A 15003-nucleotide genomic window follows, 5' to 3' on the forward strand; every position below is an offset into this window, starting at 1 on the left:
AGAAGCTCGAGTGCACTGGGGCCGGCACTGAAAGCGACCATACGGCCGTACCTTCAGACACCCAACAGCGTGCCCGACACAGTCAGTTGACCAGATCAGCGTTCCACGCCCCGAAGAGCAGTACTAGCGCCTGGTCCATCCTGGACCGTGCCGAGTAGTCAACGTTCCACCCATGAGCAACCAGCATCAGACATTCGCTGATGTACTGGCCTCTGACCAACCGAAGTTGGTAAGAAGTGCTCCTTAGAAAGGAGGTGATCCAGCCGCACCTTCCGGTACGGCTACCTTGTTACGACTTCGTCCCAATCGCCAGTCCCACCTTCGACAGCTCCCTCCCACAAGGGGTTGGGCCACCGGCTTCGGGTGTTACCGACTTTCGTGACGTGACGGGCGGTGTGTACAAGGCCCGGGAACGTATTCACCGCAGCAATGCTGATCTGCGATTACTAGCGACTCCGACTTCATGGGGTCGAGTTGCAGACCCCAATCCGAACTGAGACCGGCTTTTTGAGATTCGCTCCACCTCGCGGTATCGCAGCTCATTGTACCGGCCATTGTAGCACGTGTGCAGCCCAAGACATAAGGGGCATGATGACTTGACGTCGTCCCCACCTTCCTCCGAGTTGACCCCGGCGGTCTCCCGTGAGTCCCCAGCACCACAAGGGCCTGCTGGCAACACGGGACAAGGGTTGCGCTCGTTGCGGGACTTAACCCAACATCTCACGACACGAGCTGACGACAGCCATGCACCACCTGTACACCGACCACAAGGGGGCGCCCATCTCTGGACGTTTCCGGTGTATGTCAAGCCTTGGTAAGGTTCTTCGCGTTGCGTCGAATTAAGCCACATGCTCCGCCGCTTGTGCGGGCCCCCGTCAATTCCTTTGAGTTTTAGCCTTGCGGCCGTACTCCCCAGGCGGGGCACTTAATGCGTTAGCTGCGGCACGGACAACGTGGAATGTTGCCCACACCTAGTGCCCACCGTTTACGGCGTGGACTACCAGGGTATCTAATCCTGTTCGCTCCCCACGCTTTCGCTCCTCAGCGTCAGTATCGGCCCAGAGATCCGCCTTCGCCACCGGTGTTCCTCCTGATATCTGCGCATTTCACCGCTACACCAGGAATTCCGATCTCCCCTACCGAACTCTAGCCTGCCCGTATCGACTGCAGACCCGGGGTTAAGCCCCGGGCTTTCACAACCGACGTGACAAGCCGCCTACGAGCTCTTTACGCCCAATAATTCCGGACAACGCTTGCGCCCTACGTATTACCGCGGCTGCTGGCACGTAGTTAGCCGGCGCTTCTTCTGCAGGTACCGTCACTTTCGCTTCTTCCCTGCTGAAAGAGGTTTACAACCCGAAGGCCGTCATCCCTCACGCGGCGTCGCTGCATCAGGCTTTCGCCCATTGTGCAATATTCCCCACTGCTGCCTCCCGTAGGAGTCTGGGCCGTGTCTCAGTCCCAGTGTGGCCGGTCGCCCTCTCAGGCCGGCTACCCGTCGTCGCCTTGGTGAGCCATTACCTCACCAACAAGCTGATAGGCCGCGGGCTCATCCTGCACCGCCGGAGCTTTCGAACCACTTGGATGCCCAAGTGGCTCAGTATCCGGTATTAGACCCCGTTTCCAGGGCTTGTCCCAGAGTGCAGGGCAGATTGCCCACGTGTTACTCACCCGTTCGCCACTAATCCCCACCGAAGTGGTTCATCGTTCGACTTGCATGTGTTAAGCACGCCGCCAGCGTTCGTCCTGAGCCAGGATCAAACTCTCCGTGAATGTTTACCCGTGATCGGGTGCACACATCACGAGAGCGGAACATCGGGAGGAATAATCCCGACGTTCACAGCGTCCTCGCTGTGTTTTTTCAAAGGAACCTCGCCCCAGCAGATGCTGGAGACGGGGTATCAACATATCTGGCGTTGACTTTTGGCACGCTGTTGAGTTCTCAAGGAACGGACGCTTCCTTTGTACTCACCCTCTCGGGCTTTCCTCCGGGCGCTTCCCTTCGATCTTGCGTTTCCGACTCTATCAGATCTTTCCGATCCGATTTCCTCGGTGCTTTCCAGGTTCCCGCTTCCGCGTTTCCCCTTCCGGCGGTTCCGACTTTACCAGATCCTTTTCGGCCTGATCCCCAGTCAGCGGAGCTTGTCTTCGCGGCGGTTGGGCCGTTCCGACGTCTCAAACCTTAGCGGATCCTTCCGGCGATTCCCAATCGGGCCGCCGGCCCCTTATTCGAATTGAATTCGGGCACGCCGAAATCAACCCGTCAGGGAGATCGTGCTGGTGGTTTGAGGTGCCGCTGTCGCGGCGGGAGGTGTTGTCGCAGAACCGTTCCGGCTCCGTGGCAACCCGAAGAACCTTACGGATCGGCCAAGGCGATGTCAACCGCCCCCTGTCAAGATCTTTTCAGTCCAGGTCGGTGAGGCGTCCGCCGGCGTCCGGCTGGGCGTCCTCCACCCGGCGGAGCAGACGGGTCAGGGCCTCACCCAGGGTCGCGCGCTCCTCGGGAGAGAGGTCCTGGAGGAGGTCCTCCTCGAAGACGGTCGCGAGGCGCATCGCCTCGAGCCACTTGGCACGCCCCTCCGCGGTCAGCTCGATGATGACGCGGACCCGGTTGTTCTCGTCGCGCTCCCGGGTGACCAGGCCCTCGGCGACCATGCGGTCGATCCGGTGGGTCATCGCGGCCGGTGTGAGGCCGAGGCGCTTGGCGAGCTCGCCGGGGCCCATCCGGTACGGGGCGCCGGAGAGGACGAGGGCCTTGAGGACCTCCCAGTCCGTGTTGCTGATCCCCAGGGCGGCGGTCTGGCGCCCGTAGGCGACGTTCATGCGCCGGTTCAGCCGGGACAGGGCAGAGACGATCTTCTCGACCTGGGGGTCGAGGTCCTGGAACTCGCGCTGGTAGGCGGCGATCTGCTCTTCGAGCGTCGGTTCGCCGATGTCGGGGTCGCCCATGGGGGGAGTATGGCACGGCCCTGCTTCGCATCGAAGTCCTTCATTGTGTACTGTTTAGCTTCGAAGTTTAGGTTCGAAGTCTTCAGGCCTGCATCGAGGGTCTGCCAGAAGAGAGGTGAACGTGACCAGGGCGAGGGGCGCAGCGATGCGCCGGATCCACGTGGGCAACGCACTCAGCGCGTTCGGGCTCGGTTTCACCGTCCCCTACCTGTACGTCTATGTGGCGCAGGTGCGGGGACTGGGTGCCATGACGGCGGGGCTGGTCCTCGCCGTCTTCGCCGTGGCCGCGCTGGTCGTGCTGCCGTTCGCCGGACGGGCGATCGTGCGGCGCGGCCCGCTGCCGGTGCTGCTCGCCGCCCTGGTCGCCGCCGCCGTCGGAGCGATGGGGCTCGGGCTCGCCGGGAGCGCGGCGGCCGTGCTGCTGGCGTCGGCCGTGCTCGGCGCCGGGCAGGCCGTGATGCAGCCGGCGCTCGCCACGATGATCGTGGACTGCTCCTCGGCGGACACCCGGTCCCGTGCCTTCGCGACGCAGTTCTTCCTGCAGAACCTCGGGCTCGGGGTCGGCGGGCTGATCGGCGGGCATCTCGTCGACGCGACGAGCGTGTCCTCGTTCACGCTGTTGTTCGCGATCGAGGCCGCGATGTTCCTGCTGCTGGTCGTCGTCATGGCGACCGTGCGGATGCCGCGGGCGCCGCAGGTCGGCGGGGCGCCGGAGGGCCGTTCGGCCAAGGGCAGCTGGCGGGAGATGCTGCGCCACCGGCAGATGGTGCAGCTGTGTGTGCTGGGCTTCGTGCTGTTCTTCGCCTGCTACGGGCAGTTCGAGTCGGGGCTGAGCGCCTACGGCGTGGAGGCGGCCGGGGTGTCGACGTCGACGCTGGGCACCGCGCTCGCGGCGAACACCGCGATGATCGTGGTGGCGCAGTTCGTGGTCCTGCGGTTCGTCGAGCGCCGGCGTCGGACGCGGGTCATCGCCGCGGTCGGGCTGATCTGGGCCGTGGCATGGGTCGCGGCGGCGTACGCGGGGCTGGGGAACGGCAGCAAGGAGATGGCGACCGCCGCCTTCATCTCCACGTACGCGCTGTTCGGGCTGGGTGAGGCGATGCTGTCGCCGACCGTCGCCCCGCTGGTGGCGGATCTGGCGCCGACGGGTCTGGCCGGGCAGTACAACTCGGCGTTCGCCCTGGTGAAGCAGCTCGCGCTGGCGGTGGGGCCGGCTGTGGGCGGACCCATGGGGGCGTCGCTGCACGGGCCGTACGTGGTGACGTTCGCGCTGTTCTCGCTGGGGGTCACCTGGCTGGCGCTGCGGCTCGGGCGGCGGCTGACCGTCGCACAGGACCAGCCGTGGCTGCACCGCAGCCGGGTCGTGGCCCAGGGGACCGCGACGCCGGCGGGGCAGTCGGCGCACGCCTGATCCGAGCGAAGGGCCCTGGCCCTAAGAGCTGTCCCGGGGCAGGACGAACTCGCACCAGACGGCCTTGCCGCCGCCGGGGGTGCGGCGGGAGCCCCAGGCCGAGGCGATGCTGGCGACGATGGCGATGCCCCGGCCCGACTCGTCGGCCGGTTCGGCGCGGCGCCGGCGCGGCAGGTGGTCGTCGCCGTCGGTGACCTCGATGATCAGGCGGCGGTCGGTGCGGCGCAGGCGCAGGCGCATGGGCGGTGTGCCGTGCTGGAGGGAGTTGGCGACGAGTTCGCTGGTGGCCAGGACGCCGTGGTCGTGCAGGTCCGACGGGAAGCGCCAGCTGGTCAGCACCCCGGAGGCGAAGGCACGCGCGCGGGGGGCCGCCTCGACGCCGCCGAGCAGCTCCAGCGCGGCGTTGCGGAAGAGCTCGTGGTCGGGGCCGGTGCGGGCGGGGTGCTGGAGGACGAGGACGGCGACGTCGTCGTCGTGGTCGGCGGTGACGCCGGCGGAGCGGACCAGGCGGTCGCAGACGACCTGCGGGGTGCCGGTCGCTCCGGCGAGGGCCGTCTCCAGGGAGGCGATGCCCTCGTCCAGGTCCTTGTCCCGGCGTTCGACGAGGCCGTCCGTGTAGAGGACGGCCGTGGAGCCGGGGCTGAGGGCGATCGAGCCGGACGCGTGCATCCAGCCGCCGGTGCCGAGGGGCGGCCCGGTCGGTTCGTCGGCGCGCTGGACGGCGCCGTGCTCGTCGCGGACGAGGATCGGCAGGTGTCCCGCGGAGGCGTAGACCAGGCTGCCCTCGTTGGGGTCGTGGATGGCGTAGACGCAGGTCGCGATCTGGTTCGCGTCGATCTCCATGGCGAGGCCGTCCAGCAGCTGGAGCACCTCGTGCGGGGGGAGGTCGAGGCGGGCGTACGCGCGTACCGCCGTGCGGAGCTGGCCCATGACGGCCGCCGCGCGGACGCCCCGGCCCATGACGTCGCCGATGACGAGGGCGGTGCGGCCGCCGCCGAGGGTGATGACGTCGTACCAGTCGCCGCCGACGGCGGCCTCGGTGCCGCCGGGGTGGTAGGTGGCGGCGATGCGCAGGTCGTCCGGCTCCTCCAGCTCCTGCGGGAGCAGGGAGCGCTGGAGGGTGACGGCCGTCTCGCGCTGGCGGCGCTCGCTGGCGCGCAGGCGCTCGGCGGCCTCGGCGTGGTCGGTGACGTCGGTGGCGAAGACCAGGACGCCGCCGTCGCCCTCGGTGACCGGCGTGCAGGTGAACGTGTAGGAGCGGCCGTCGGTGGCCTTGCGGGACTTCAGGGTGCGGGAGCGGCCGCTGCGCAGGACCTGGTCGAGGAGCGGGAGCAGGCCGAGCCCGGCGAGTTCGGGGAGGGCCGCGCGCGCGGGTTCGCCGGTGAGGCGGGGGCCGAAGGCGGCGGCGTACGCGTCGTTGACGTAGGCGAGGCGGTGCTCGGGGCCGTGGACGAGGGCGACCAGGGCGGGGACGCGGTCGAGGACCTCACGCGCGGGCAGCTCGTCGAGGGCGGGGATCGGCCGGCCGGCGTCGGTGAGCTGCTCGACACGGGCCGCGGGGACGGCTCCGGGACCGTCGCCCGGCCGGTCCTGGGCGAGGGCCGCCGCGGGTTCGGTCCGCGCTGCGGCGCGGCGCTGCGTTCCGGGGAGCCGGGCGCTCCAGCGCGTGAAGTTCACGAATCCTTGCCTCGTGTCGTCGTCTTCGGCCGGCTCCGGTCGTCCGGGATCGGTCGGGGTCAGTCTGGCAGGGCGGCCGTCCCGGCCGACACCCGTCAGACGCCTGCCCCGGCCGGGGAGTTCCTGGGTCCGGTCAGGACGACCCCTTCGGGTCGTCTTCGGGCCTGTGTGGATGTTTTCCACCGGCCGCGAGTTCGAACTCGGCTCGCGGATGTTCGAGTGAACCGAGCGAGACGATCTCCCTCTTGAAGAGACCCGAGAGCGTCCATTCGGCGAGGACGCGGGCCTTGCGGTTGAAGGTCGGCACCCGGCTGAGGTGGTAGACGCGGTGCATGAACCAGGCAGGGTAGCCCTTGAGCCGGCGGCCGTAGATCTGGGCGACACCCTGGTGGAAGCCGAGGGAGGCGACGGAGCCGGCGTACGCGTGCGCGTACGTCTCGAGGGGTTCGCCGCGCAGGGTGTGGACGATGTTGTCGCCGAGCACCTTGGCCTGGCGCAGGGCGTGCTGGGCGTTGGGCGCGCAGAGTGTGCCGGGTTCGCGGGCGGTGACGTCGGGGACGGAGGCGGCGTCCCCGGCGGCCCACGCGTGCGTGGTGCCCTCGACGGACAGTTCGGCGGTGCACCGGAGCCGGCCGCGCTCGTCGAGGGGCAGGTCGGTGGCGGCGAGGACCGGGTGGGGTTTGACGCCGGCCGTCCACACGACGGTGCGGGTGGGGAAGCGGGAGCCGTCGTCGAGGACGGCGACACGGTCCTGGCAGGACTCCAGGCGGGTGTGCAGCCGTACGTCGATGTTGCGGCGGCGCAGCTCGGAGACGGTGTAGCGGCCCAGGTCCGCGCCGACCTCGGGGAGGATCCGGTCGGAGGCCTCGACGAGGATCCACTTCATGTCCTCGGGGCGGACGTTGTGGTAGTACCGCGTGGCGTAGCGGGCCATGTCCTCCAGTTCACCCAGGGCCTCGACGCCCGCGTAGCCGCCGCCGACGAAGACGAAGGTGAGGGCGGCGTCGCGGATCTCGGGGTCGCGGGTGGAGGAGGCGATGTCCATCTGTTCGATGACGTGGTTGCGCAGGCCGATGGCCTCTTCGACGGTCTTGAAGCCGATGCCGTGGTCGGCGAGGCCGGGGACGGGCAGGGCGCGCGCTACGGAGCCGGGGGCGAGGACGAGTTCGTCGTAGGCGATGGCCTCGCTCGGGCCCTCCTCGCCGGAGGCGAGGGTGGTCACGGTCGCGGTGCGGGCGGCGTGGTCGATCGCGGTGACCTCGCCGAGGACGATCCGGCACCGTGGGAGGACGGCGCGCAGCGGGACGACGACGTGCCGCGGCGAGATGGAGCCGGCCGCCGCCTCCGGGAGGAACGGCTGGTACGTCATGTACGGGTCCGGGGTGACGAGGCGGATCTCGGCCTCGTCCCGCGCCAGTTCCCGTCTGAGGAGGCGCTGGAGACGCAGGGCCGTGTACATCCCGACGTAGCCGCCGCCGACAACGAGAATGCGCGCACGCTCCTTCACCATCCCATGACGCACCCGTCGCTTGCGTTTGTCCACAGCCTCGACGATTTGTATGACCGGTGGCCGACGCCGCCGCGATTTGGCCGAATTGCCGGACTGTGCGAAGAGTCCGCAGGTCAGAAGGGGTGGACTGGGGGTGCGCGGGTGGCGCAATCGGGACGTAAACGACCCGTACTCCGATCGAGGGGCGCTCCGTGCGGAACGTGCCCCTTCTGAATTGACCCCCTCTCAACTATGTTCGTGTGTCGACGGGGTGCAGGGGGATGCGCTCATCGGGTCCGTGAGACACACGGGACGGGCTCGTTGTCCCGGGCTTGTTCCGCGACGCTCCGGCTAGCAATGACGGGGAGTGTCTCCGGGGGGAGACGTCATTACCGGGGGATCACTTATGCATGTTCAGGATTCTCGATGGGCTTCCGCGTCCGCCGTCGCGCCGGCGGGTGGGGCGATGGGCTCCGCCATGAGCGCGGGCGCCGGACGTGGGGAGTCGTCGCGTACGACGCCGCTGCGCGTGGACGCGCAGCGCAATCTGGAGCACGTGCTGCGCGCGGCGCGTGAAGTCTTCGGCGAACTCGGGTACGGGGCGCCGATGGAGGACGTGGCCCGCCGGGCCCGGGTCGGCGTCGGGACGGTGTACCGCCGGTTCCCGAGCAAGGACGTCCTGGTGCGGCGGATAGCCGAGGAGGAGACGTCGAGGCTGACGGACCAGGCGCGTGCGGCGCTCGGCCAGGAGGACGAGCCGTGGTCGGCGCTGTCGCGCTTCCTGCGGACGTCGGTGGCGTCCGGCGCGGGCCGGCTGCTGCCGCCGCAGGTCCTGCGGGTCGGGGTCGCCGAGGAGGCCGCGACCGACGAGGCGCGGGTGCCGCAGCAGCGGGTGCAGCCGGGCGCGGGCGAGTTGCGGCTGGTGTCCGAGCCGGCTCCGGCCGTGGCGGCCGACCCGGTGGACGACGCCGGTGCGGCGGCGCTGCTCGACGTGGTGGGCCGGCTCGTGGAGCGGGCGCGCGCGGCGGGCGAGCTGCGGCCGGACGTGTCGGTGTCGGACGTCCTGCTGGTGATAGCGACGGCCGCGCCCTCCCTGCCGGACGCGGCCCAGCAGGCGGCGGCCTCGGCACGGCTGCTCGACATCCTGCTGGAGGGCCTGCGGTCGCGCCCCCAGGCGTGATCCGGCGTCCCGGCGGCGTGATGCGGCGTCCTGGCCGGCGTGATCCGGTGTCCCGGCGGGTGCCGCCCGCCGGTCCGGCGGTCACCCTGGCCGCCGGACGCCGGGCCCCCGAACGGGTGGTTGCACAAGGGGGGCACTGACCCGCCGCCCCCCTCGAACACGGTCACGGACACACCGGGGCGTTCCGGCCCGATCGCTCAACTGCCGTCACCAACAGGCCCGTTGAGCCTTCCCCCGTTCGGGTCATGCTCATGCCATCTCGCGCCAAGTCCCCACGGACGAGTGGATGTCCGTTCGCGCCGGTCCCGGCCAAATGGCGATGTGGCACCCTGACCCGGTGTCCGGGACTGGTGGAGCTGGCAGCGGGGGCTTTCCGCGATGAGCGTTGACGGGTGGGACGAGTCGCGCGACGACGGCGACGCGGCGACCCCACAGGTGCCGAGTCAGGGCGGCCGCCCGGACGTCCCGCCGCCCGGCGACGCCCCGGACGACCGCGCTCCGCGCGCGGAGGGCAACGTCCCGGCGCAGCGCGACCGGCGCGAGGACAGCAGCACGCCCCCGCACATGCCGCCACCCTCGGACACCGACCTGATCGGCCGGATGCGGGCCGGGGACGACAGCGCCTACGAGGAGCTGTACCGCCGGCACGCGCAGGCCGTACGCCGGTACGCGCGCACCTGCTGCCGTGACGCGCACACCGCCGACGACCTGACGGCCGAGGTGTTCGCCCGCATGCTCCAGGCGGTGCGGTCCGGCTCCGGTCCCGAGCACGCCGTACGCGCCTATCTGCTCACCTCGATCCGGCGGGCGGCGGCGGACTGGACGCGGTCGGCGCGGCGGGAGCAACTGGTCGACGACTTCGCCGTGTTCGCGGCGCAGTCGGCGCGGGCCGCCGAGATGTCCGACGACGACACCCTCGACCTCGGCGCGGACGTGCGGGCCATGCACGAGGCCGAGCAGTCGCTGGCCATGCAGGCGTTCCGGTCGCTGCCGGAGCGCTGGCAGGCGGTGCTGTGGCACACCGAGGTGGAGGACGAGTCGCCGAGCGAGGTCGCCACGCTGTTCGGGCTCGACGCCAACGGCACGCGGGTGCTGGCGAGTCGGGCCCGTGAGGGGCTCAAGCAGGCCTATCTCCAGGCGCATGTCAGCGCCAGCCTCGCCCGGGACGGGGAGTGCGCCCGCTATGCCGACCGGCTCGGCGCGTTCGCGCGCGGCAGTCTGCGTACCCGGGCCGAACGCGGTCTGCGCAAGCATCTCGACGAGTGCGCCCGGTGCCGGCTGGCCGCGGGCCAGATCAAGGAGGTCGCCGGAGGCATCCCGGCCGTCGTCCCGGTCGCGGTCATCGGCTGGTTCGGTGCCGCCGGGTACGCCAAGGTGGCCGCCCTCGTCGCCGGGGGCGCCGGAGCGGGCGCGGCCGGTGCCGCGGGAGCCGCGGCGGCCTCGGGTGGCGGTGGCGCGGCGAGCGGTGCCGGTGCCGCGGGCGGCGCCTCGTCCGGAGGCACGGGCGGAGGCGGCGGCGCGGCCGCGTCCGAAGGGCTGGGCGCCCCGCTGAAGGCCGGTATCGCGGCCGGGGTCGTCGCCGTGGGCGTCGTGGCGGCGATCGTGCTCGCGCTGGTCGGGCACGACAAGCCGGCCGAGAAGACGGACGCCAAGCAGCCGCCCGTCCCGTCCCCCGTGGTCGAGGAGACACCGACCCCGCGGCCACCTCGGTCCGAGCGCCCCACGCCCAGCCCGAAGCCGCTCCCGCCCGCCCCCAAGGCCGCCCCGAAGCCCACTCCGACCCCTTCCCCCACACCGACCCGCACGCCCAGCGCGAAGCCGGCCCCGCCCGCCCCCGAGCCGCCTCGCACACCGGCACCGACCACCCCTGCCCCCACACCCACGCCCCCTCCCCCGCCGGCCCCGGCCGAGTACCGGTGGGACGAGCTGGCGTACGACCTCACCGGTGACGGCAGCGGGCCCGAGATGCGGCTGGCCGAGAGCAGCTGGGTGTGGCAGCGGCAAGGGCTGTCGATCGCGGGCCGGCACTACGCGCACGGCGTCACCGTGAACGGCCGGTCCTCCGTCACCATCGACCTCAACCGGCGGTGCGACGCCTACGAGGCGCGGGTCGGCGTCGACGACTCGACGCTGGGGCTCGGCCGGTTCTCCTTCTCTGTGCACGCCGACGGGGTCCGGCTGTGGCGGTCCGGCACGGTGAAGGCGGGTGACGCCGCCGTGCCCGTCCACGTCGACCTGACCGGACGGCGGACCGTACGGCTGGTCGTGGAGCCGCACGGCGCCTTCGACACCCTGCTGCTCGCCGACTGGGCGGACTCCAAGTTCCGCTGCTCCTGACGCCGTTCGGCGACGCGGCCCCCGGTGTAACCCGGATCACACGAATCCGGTGCATCGTTTCGGCGTGCCCAGTGTCTTTCCCTGAATGTAGGGGGCCGGTGGCGACAGGGGACGGTGGGCGTGGAGCAGAGTCGGGCCGAAGGGTTCGACGGGTTCGTGGCAGCTCGCTGGTCGGCGTTGTTCCACCTGTCCCGTCTCCTCGTGGGTGGCGATCGGCACCGGGCCGAGGACCTGCTCCAGGACGCGATGGTCAAGCTGTGGTTCGTCTGGCCCCGGATCGCGGACGAGGCGCCGGAGGCGTACGTACGGAAGGTGCTGGTGCGCGCGGCGGCCCGGTCGGCGCGGCGGCGCTGGTGGGGGGAGCGGCCGGTCGAGCAGCTGCCGGACCTGCCCGAGACCGGTGACGTGTCCGCCGCGGTCGTGGAGCGCTCCCGGCTGGAGGCCGCGCTGGCCCAGCTGCCGGCGCGGCAGCGGGCCGCGGTGGTGCTCCGGTACTACCAGGACCTGTCGGAGCGGCAGGTGGCCGAGGTGCTGGGGTGCCCGGTGGGCACCGCGCGGTCGCACGCCTCGCGGGGCGTGGCACGGCTGCGCCGCCTCCTGTCCGACGTGATCGAGCCGGTGGGGTGAAGAAGCCGATGGACCACTTCGAGCGGGAGCTGGCGCGGATGATGCGCGACTCCCGGGAGCACACCCCCTTCGAGCCCGAGCACCAGGTGCGGCTGCACGCGGGGGTGCGGGCCCACCGGCGCGTCCGCGCGGTGAAGCGGGCTGCCGGCTCGGTGCTGGCGGTCGTCGGCATCGCCCTGGGCTTCGCCTGGTTCGCGCTGCCCCACGACCGGGGCGACGAGCATCCGCAGGGCCCGTTCCCGCGCCCGGCGACGGCCCCGGCGACCCCCGGCCCCACCCCCTCGCCCGAGCTCTCCGGCCCCACCGAGTCGCCGCCGGAGTCGCCCAGCGGATCCGCCGACGACTCCGCGCCGACGACCACCGCCCCCTCGGCCGGCCGCGAGTCCCCGACCGCCGACCCGACCCGGACCGAGAACGAGGAGAAGGACCGGGGCGGCGGGACGGAGACCGAGGCCGGGTCGGACGGCGACGCGGACACGAACACCGAGGCGCCGCCGGACCGGGACACCAGCCCGCCCACGAACACCCCGGACGGACGGCCCAGCAACACGGAGGTCTCCGCGCCGCCCTCGGGGGAGCTCTTCTAGCCGCCCCCGCCGACCCGGCCCTCGGCCCCCCGACCCCGACCACTCACCGCGGCAGGTCACCCCGTGACGCCACGAGCGCCTTCGGCATGCCCTGCGCCAGAGAACGAACCTGGATGGAACGTGACAAACCTGATGGATCATCTGCCGCTCCGGACGCCGCTCCCGGCGCACCAGCGCGAGCCGGTCCTGGACGTGGTCGTCCCGGTCCACAACGAGCAGGCGGACCTGGAGCGCAGCGTGCGGCGGCTGCACGCCCATCTGCGCGAGACCTTCCCGTACCCGTTCCGGATCACCGTGGCGGACAACGCCAGCACGGACGCGACCCCGGCGATCGCCGCCCGGCTGGCCGAGGAGCTGCCGGAGACGGAGTGGCTGAGGCTCGCCGAGAAGGGGCGCGGCCGGGCGCTGCACACGGCGTGGTCGCGGTCCGAGGCGCCGGTCCTGGCGTATCTGGACGTGGATCTGTCGACGGATCTCGCCGCGCTGCTGCCGCTGGTCGCCCCGTTGATATCGGGGCACTCCGACATCGCGATCGGCACCCGGCTGGCGCGTGGCTCGCGGGTGGTGCGCGGGCCACGCCGGGAGGTCATCTCCCGCTGCTACAACGCCCTGTTGCGTTCCACGCTCGCGGTCGGCTTCAGCGACGCGCAGTGCGGGTTCAAGGCGGTGCGGCGGGACGTCGCCGAGCGGCTGCTGCCGCTGGTCGAGGACTCGGGGTGGTTCTTCGACACCGAGATGCTGGTGATCGCCGAGCGGGCCGGCCTGCGGATCCACGAGGTGCCGGTGGACTGGGTCGACGACCCCGACAGCCGGGTCGACATCTGGGCGACGGCGCTGGCCGACCTGCGCGGCATCGCCCGGATCGGCGCGGCGCTGGCCCGGGGCACCCTCCCCACGGCCCGGCTGCGCCGGCGCGACGACGGGCAACCCGACGGACTGGCGGGGCAGTTGCTGCGATTCGGGGCCGTCGGGGCCGTCAGTACCCTGGGGTACGTCCTGCTGTACGCGCTGCTGCGGCCGGCCGCGGGACCGCAGGCGGCCAACGCGGTCGCGCTGCTGCTGTGCGCGCTGGCCAACACCGCCGCGAACCGGCGGTTGACGTTCGGGGTGCGCGGCCGGGACGGGGCGCTGCGCCACCAGGCGAAGGGTCTGCTGGTGTTCCTCGTCGGTCTGACGCTGACCAGCGGTTCGCTGGCCGTCCTGCACGGCGTCGCGCCGGACGCCGCGCGCGCCACGGAACTCGTGGTGCTCGTCGCCGCCAATCTCGGGGCTACCTTGCTGCGGTTCCTGCTGCTGCGCGCCTGGGTGTTCCGGGCGGGCCGGCGCGGCACGGAGGCGCGCGCGTGAACGCCACCCTGACCCCCGTCGACCAGCCCGCCGCCGTACCCTCCGACCGCACCGGCCGGGACCGGCTGGACGACGTGCGGCGCAGAGCCGCGGAGCTCGCCCGCGAGCATCTGCCGGTCATCATCATGTACGGCGGCCTGAAGCTGATCGGCTTCCTGGTCTTCCTGCATCTGCTCGACTCCACGGGGGACTTCCGGCGCAAGCACCCGCGCTTCGGCGGCGGCGAACACGCGTGGGACGTCCTGGCCAGCTGGGACGGCTGGTGGTACCAGCAGATCGCCGCCCACGGGTACGACCCGGCGCTGGTCGGGATCCCCGACGCCAAGGGCCTGATCACCCTGGAGGGCAACTCCGCGGCGTTCTTCCCGCTGTACCCGGCCACCATGCGGCTGGTCTCCGACGTCACCGGTCTCGGCCTGTACGGCGCCGGTCTGCTGGTGTCGATCGTGTCGTCGTTCGTCGCGGCGCTCGGCATCTACGCCGTCGCCGCCCGCTTCGGCGGCCGTCGCGCCGGGCTCGCCGCGGCCGGGCTGTGGGCCGTCTGGCCCGGCTCGGGCACCGAATGGTCGGGCTACTCGGAGTCCCTGTACGTCGCCCTCGCGGTGTGGGTCTGCCACGCCGTGATGAACGACCGCTGGCTCACCGCGGGCGTCCTCACCTTCACCGCCGGACTGAGCCGCCCGACCTCGGTGGCCCTGATCGCCGCGCTCACCGTGGCCGCGCTGCGGACCCTGCACCGCCGCCACGACGGCGACCTGTCCCGCCCGCTCACCGCGATCCTCCTCGCCCCCCTCGGGCTGGGCACCTATCTGCTGTACGTCGGCGACCGGATGGGCCGGCTCGACGGCTATTTCGTGCTGCAGAAGGGCGCCTGGGCCCACACCTTCGACTACGGCGAGCAGACCCTCGACGTCTTCGCGAACGTGGCCGTGGGCCGGCGCGACTACCTCTTCGCGTTCCCCGTCCCCGACCTGATCGGGGTGATCGTCGTCCTGCTGGGCCTGGCGCTGATCGCGCTGCTGATCCGGCTGCGCCCGCCGTCCGTGCTGGTCGTCTACACGGTGCTGACCTTCGCCCTGGTCCTCGGCAGTCAGCAGATCTTCGGGAACGTCTCCCGCTATCTGCTCCCGGCGTTCCCGCTGTTCGTGCCGCTCGCCCTGAAACTGCGCACCCTGAGCGTGCCGTTGCTGTGCGGCCTGCTCGGCATGGCGGCGGTGGCGTCCGGGTCGTACGCGGGCTATGTGCTCTTCGAGCTGGGCGTGCCCTGACCGGCTCCCAGGGCCGTGTCCTGACGAGTCCTGGCCGGTCCGCCTACCGGCCCGCCGCGCCGGCTCCCAGGGCTCCGCGCTGCGGCCGGATACCGGCCGGTACGGCACGGGCGCGGGCCGGGGTGGGTCGG

10 protein-coding genes and 1 rRNA gene are annotated in these 15003 nt (G+C 71.4%); 7 read left to right on the forward strand and 4 right to left on the reverse strand.

The features are described 5' to 3' along the window. Positions 1-247 precede the first annotated feature (247 nt). Together DC008_RS16220 and DC008_RS16230 are read right to left on the reverse strand one after the other, a co-directional pair. Positions 248-1773, reverse strand: a 16S ribosomal RNA gene (locus DC008_RS16220). A gap of 630 nt (positions 1774-2403) precedes the next feature. Further along, positions 2404-2949 carry a MarR family winged helix-turn-helix transcriptional regulator gene (locus DC008_RS16230; RefSeq protein WP_108707601.1) on the reverse strand — a complete coding sequence of 182 codons (546 nt, stop codon included), beginning with the start codon at positions 2947-2949 and terminating at the stop codon, positions 2404-2406. 145 nt (positions 2950-3094) lie between these two features. On the opposite strand from DC008_RS16230, the gene DC008_RS16235 reads away from it, so the two are divergent. After that, entirely contained in the window at positions 3095-4360 is a 1266-nt protein-coding gene (locus DC008_RS16235) for an MFS transporter (protein ID WP_208645899.1), read from the forward strand. Between the two features lie 21 nt (positions 4361-4381). Here DC008_RS16235 and DC008_RS16240 read toward each other — a convergent pair whose 3' ends face one another. After that, on the reverse strand, positions 4382-6037 hold the full coding sequence (locus DC008_RS16240) for an ATP-binding SpoIIE family protein phosphatase (RefSeq protein ID WP_108707603.1): 1656 nt from the start codon (positions 6035-6037) through the stop codon (positions 4382-4384). Between the two features lie 133 nt (positions 6038-6170). Further along, a complete protein-coding gene (locus DC008_RS16245) occupies positions 6171-7547 on the reverse strand; it encodes an NAD(P)/FAD-dependent oxidoreductase (RefSeq protein WP_108707604.1) in 1377 nt (458 codons plus the stop codon). A 385-nt stretch (positions 7548-7932) separates the two neighbouring features. Here DC008_RS16245 and DC008_RS16250 point away from each other — a divergent pair, with 385 nt between their 5' ends. The 6 genes from DC008_RS16250 to DC008_RS16275 all read left to right on the forward strand — a co-directional run bounded on the left by DC008_RS16250 (position 7933) and on the right by DC008_RS16275 (position 14872). Continuing rightward, on the forward strand, positions 7933-8706 hold the full coding sequence (locus DC008_RS16250; RefSeq protein ID WP_108707605.1) for a TetR/AcrR family transcriptional regulator: 774 nt from the start codon (positions 7933-7935) through the stop codon (positions 8704-8706). 378 nt (positions 8707-9084) lie between these two features. Continuing rightward, positions 9085-11043: a sigma-70 family RNA polymerase sigma factor gene (locus DC008_RS16255; RefSeq protein WP_108707606.1), complete on the forward strand. Its 1959-nt coding sequence runs from the start codon at positions 9085-9087 to the stop codon at positions 11041-11043. Between the two features lie 120 nt (positions 11044-11163). After that, positions 11164-11670: a SigE family RNA polymerase sigma factor gene (locus DC008_RS16260; RefSeq protein WP_108707607.1), complete on the forward strand. Its 507-nt coding sequence runs from the start codon at positions 11164-11166 to the stop codon at positions 11668-11670. A gap of 8 nt (positions 11671-11678) precedes the next feature. Then, entirely contained in the window at positions 11679-12257 is a 579-nt protein-coding gene (locus DC008_RS16265; RefSeq protein WP_123954006.1) for a hypothetical protein, read from the forward strand. 132 nt (positions 12258-12389) lie between these two features. Then, complete coding sequence (locus DC008_RS16270) at positions 12390-13604, forward strand: bifunctional glycosyltransferase family 2/GtrA family protein (protein WP_108707609.1); 1215 nt, start codon at positions 12390-12392, stop codon at positions 13602-13604. Then, on the forward strand, positions 13601-14872 hold the full coding sequence (locus DC008_RS16275) for a hypothetical protein (RefSeq protein WP_208645900.1): 1272 nt from the start codon (positions 13601-13603) through the stop codon (positions 14870-14872). Before DC008_RS16270 ends, DC008_RS16275 begins: the two co-directional genes overlap by 4 nt. Positions 14873-15003 lie beyond the last annotated feature (131 nt).

This window comes from Streptomyces nigra (assembly GCF_003074055.1).
Classification (GTDB): Bacteria; Actinomycetota; Actinomycetes; order Streptomycetales; family Streptomycetaceae; genus Streptomyces; species Streptomyces nigra.

Excerpts from the sequence above, each read along its gene's own strand:
- DC008_RS16270 (WP_108707609.1), top strand. The coding sequence starts at position 12,390 with ATGGATCATCTGCCGCTCCGGACGCCGCTCCCGGCGCACCAGCGCGAG.
- DC008_RS16235 (WP_208645899.1), top strand. The coding sequence starts at position 3,095 with ATGCGCCGGATCCACGTGGGCAACGCACTCAGCGCGTTCGGGCTCGGT.
- DC008_RS16230 (WP_108707601.1), bottom strand. The coding sequence starts at position 2,949 with ATGGGCGACCCCGACATCGGCGAACCGACGCTCGAAGAGCAGATCGCC.
- DC008_RS16250 (WP_108707605.1), top strand. The coding sequence starts at position 7,933 with ATGCATGTTCAGGATTCTCGATGGGCTTCCGCGTCCGCCGTCGCGCCG.
- DC008_RS16265 (WP_123954006.1), top strand. The coding sequence starts at position 11,679 with ATGGACCACTTCGAGCGGGAGCTGGCGCGGATGATGCGCGACTCCCGG.
- DC008_RS16245 (WP_108707604.1), bottom strand. The coding sequence starts at position 7,547 with ATGGTGAAGGAGCGTGCGCGCATTCTCGTTGTCGGCGGCGGCTACGTC.
- DC008_RS16255 (WP_108707606.1), top strand. The coding sequence starts at position 9,085 with ATGAGCGTTGACGGGTGGGACGAGTCGCGCGACGACGGCGACGCGGCG.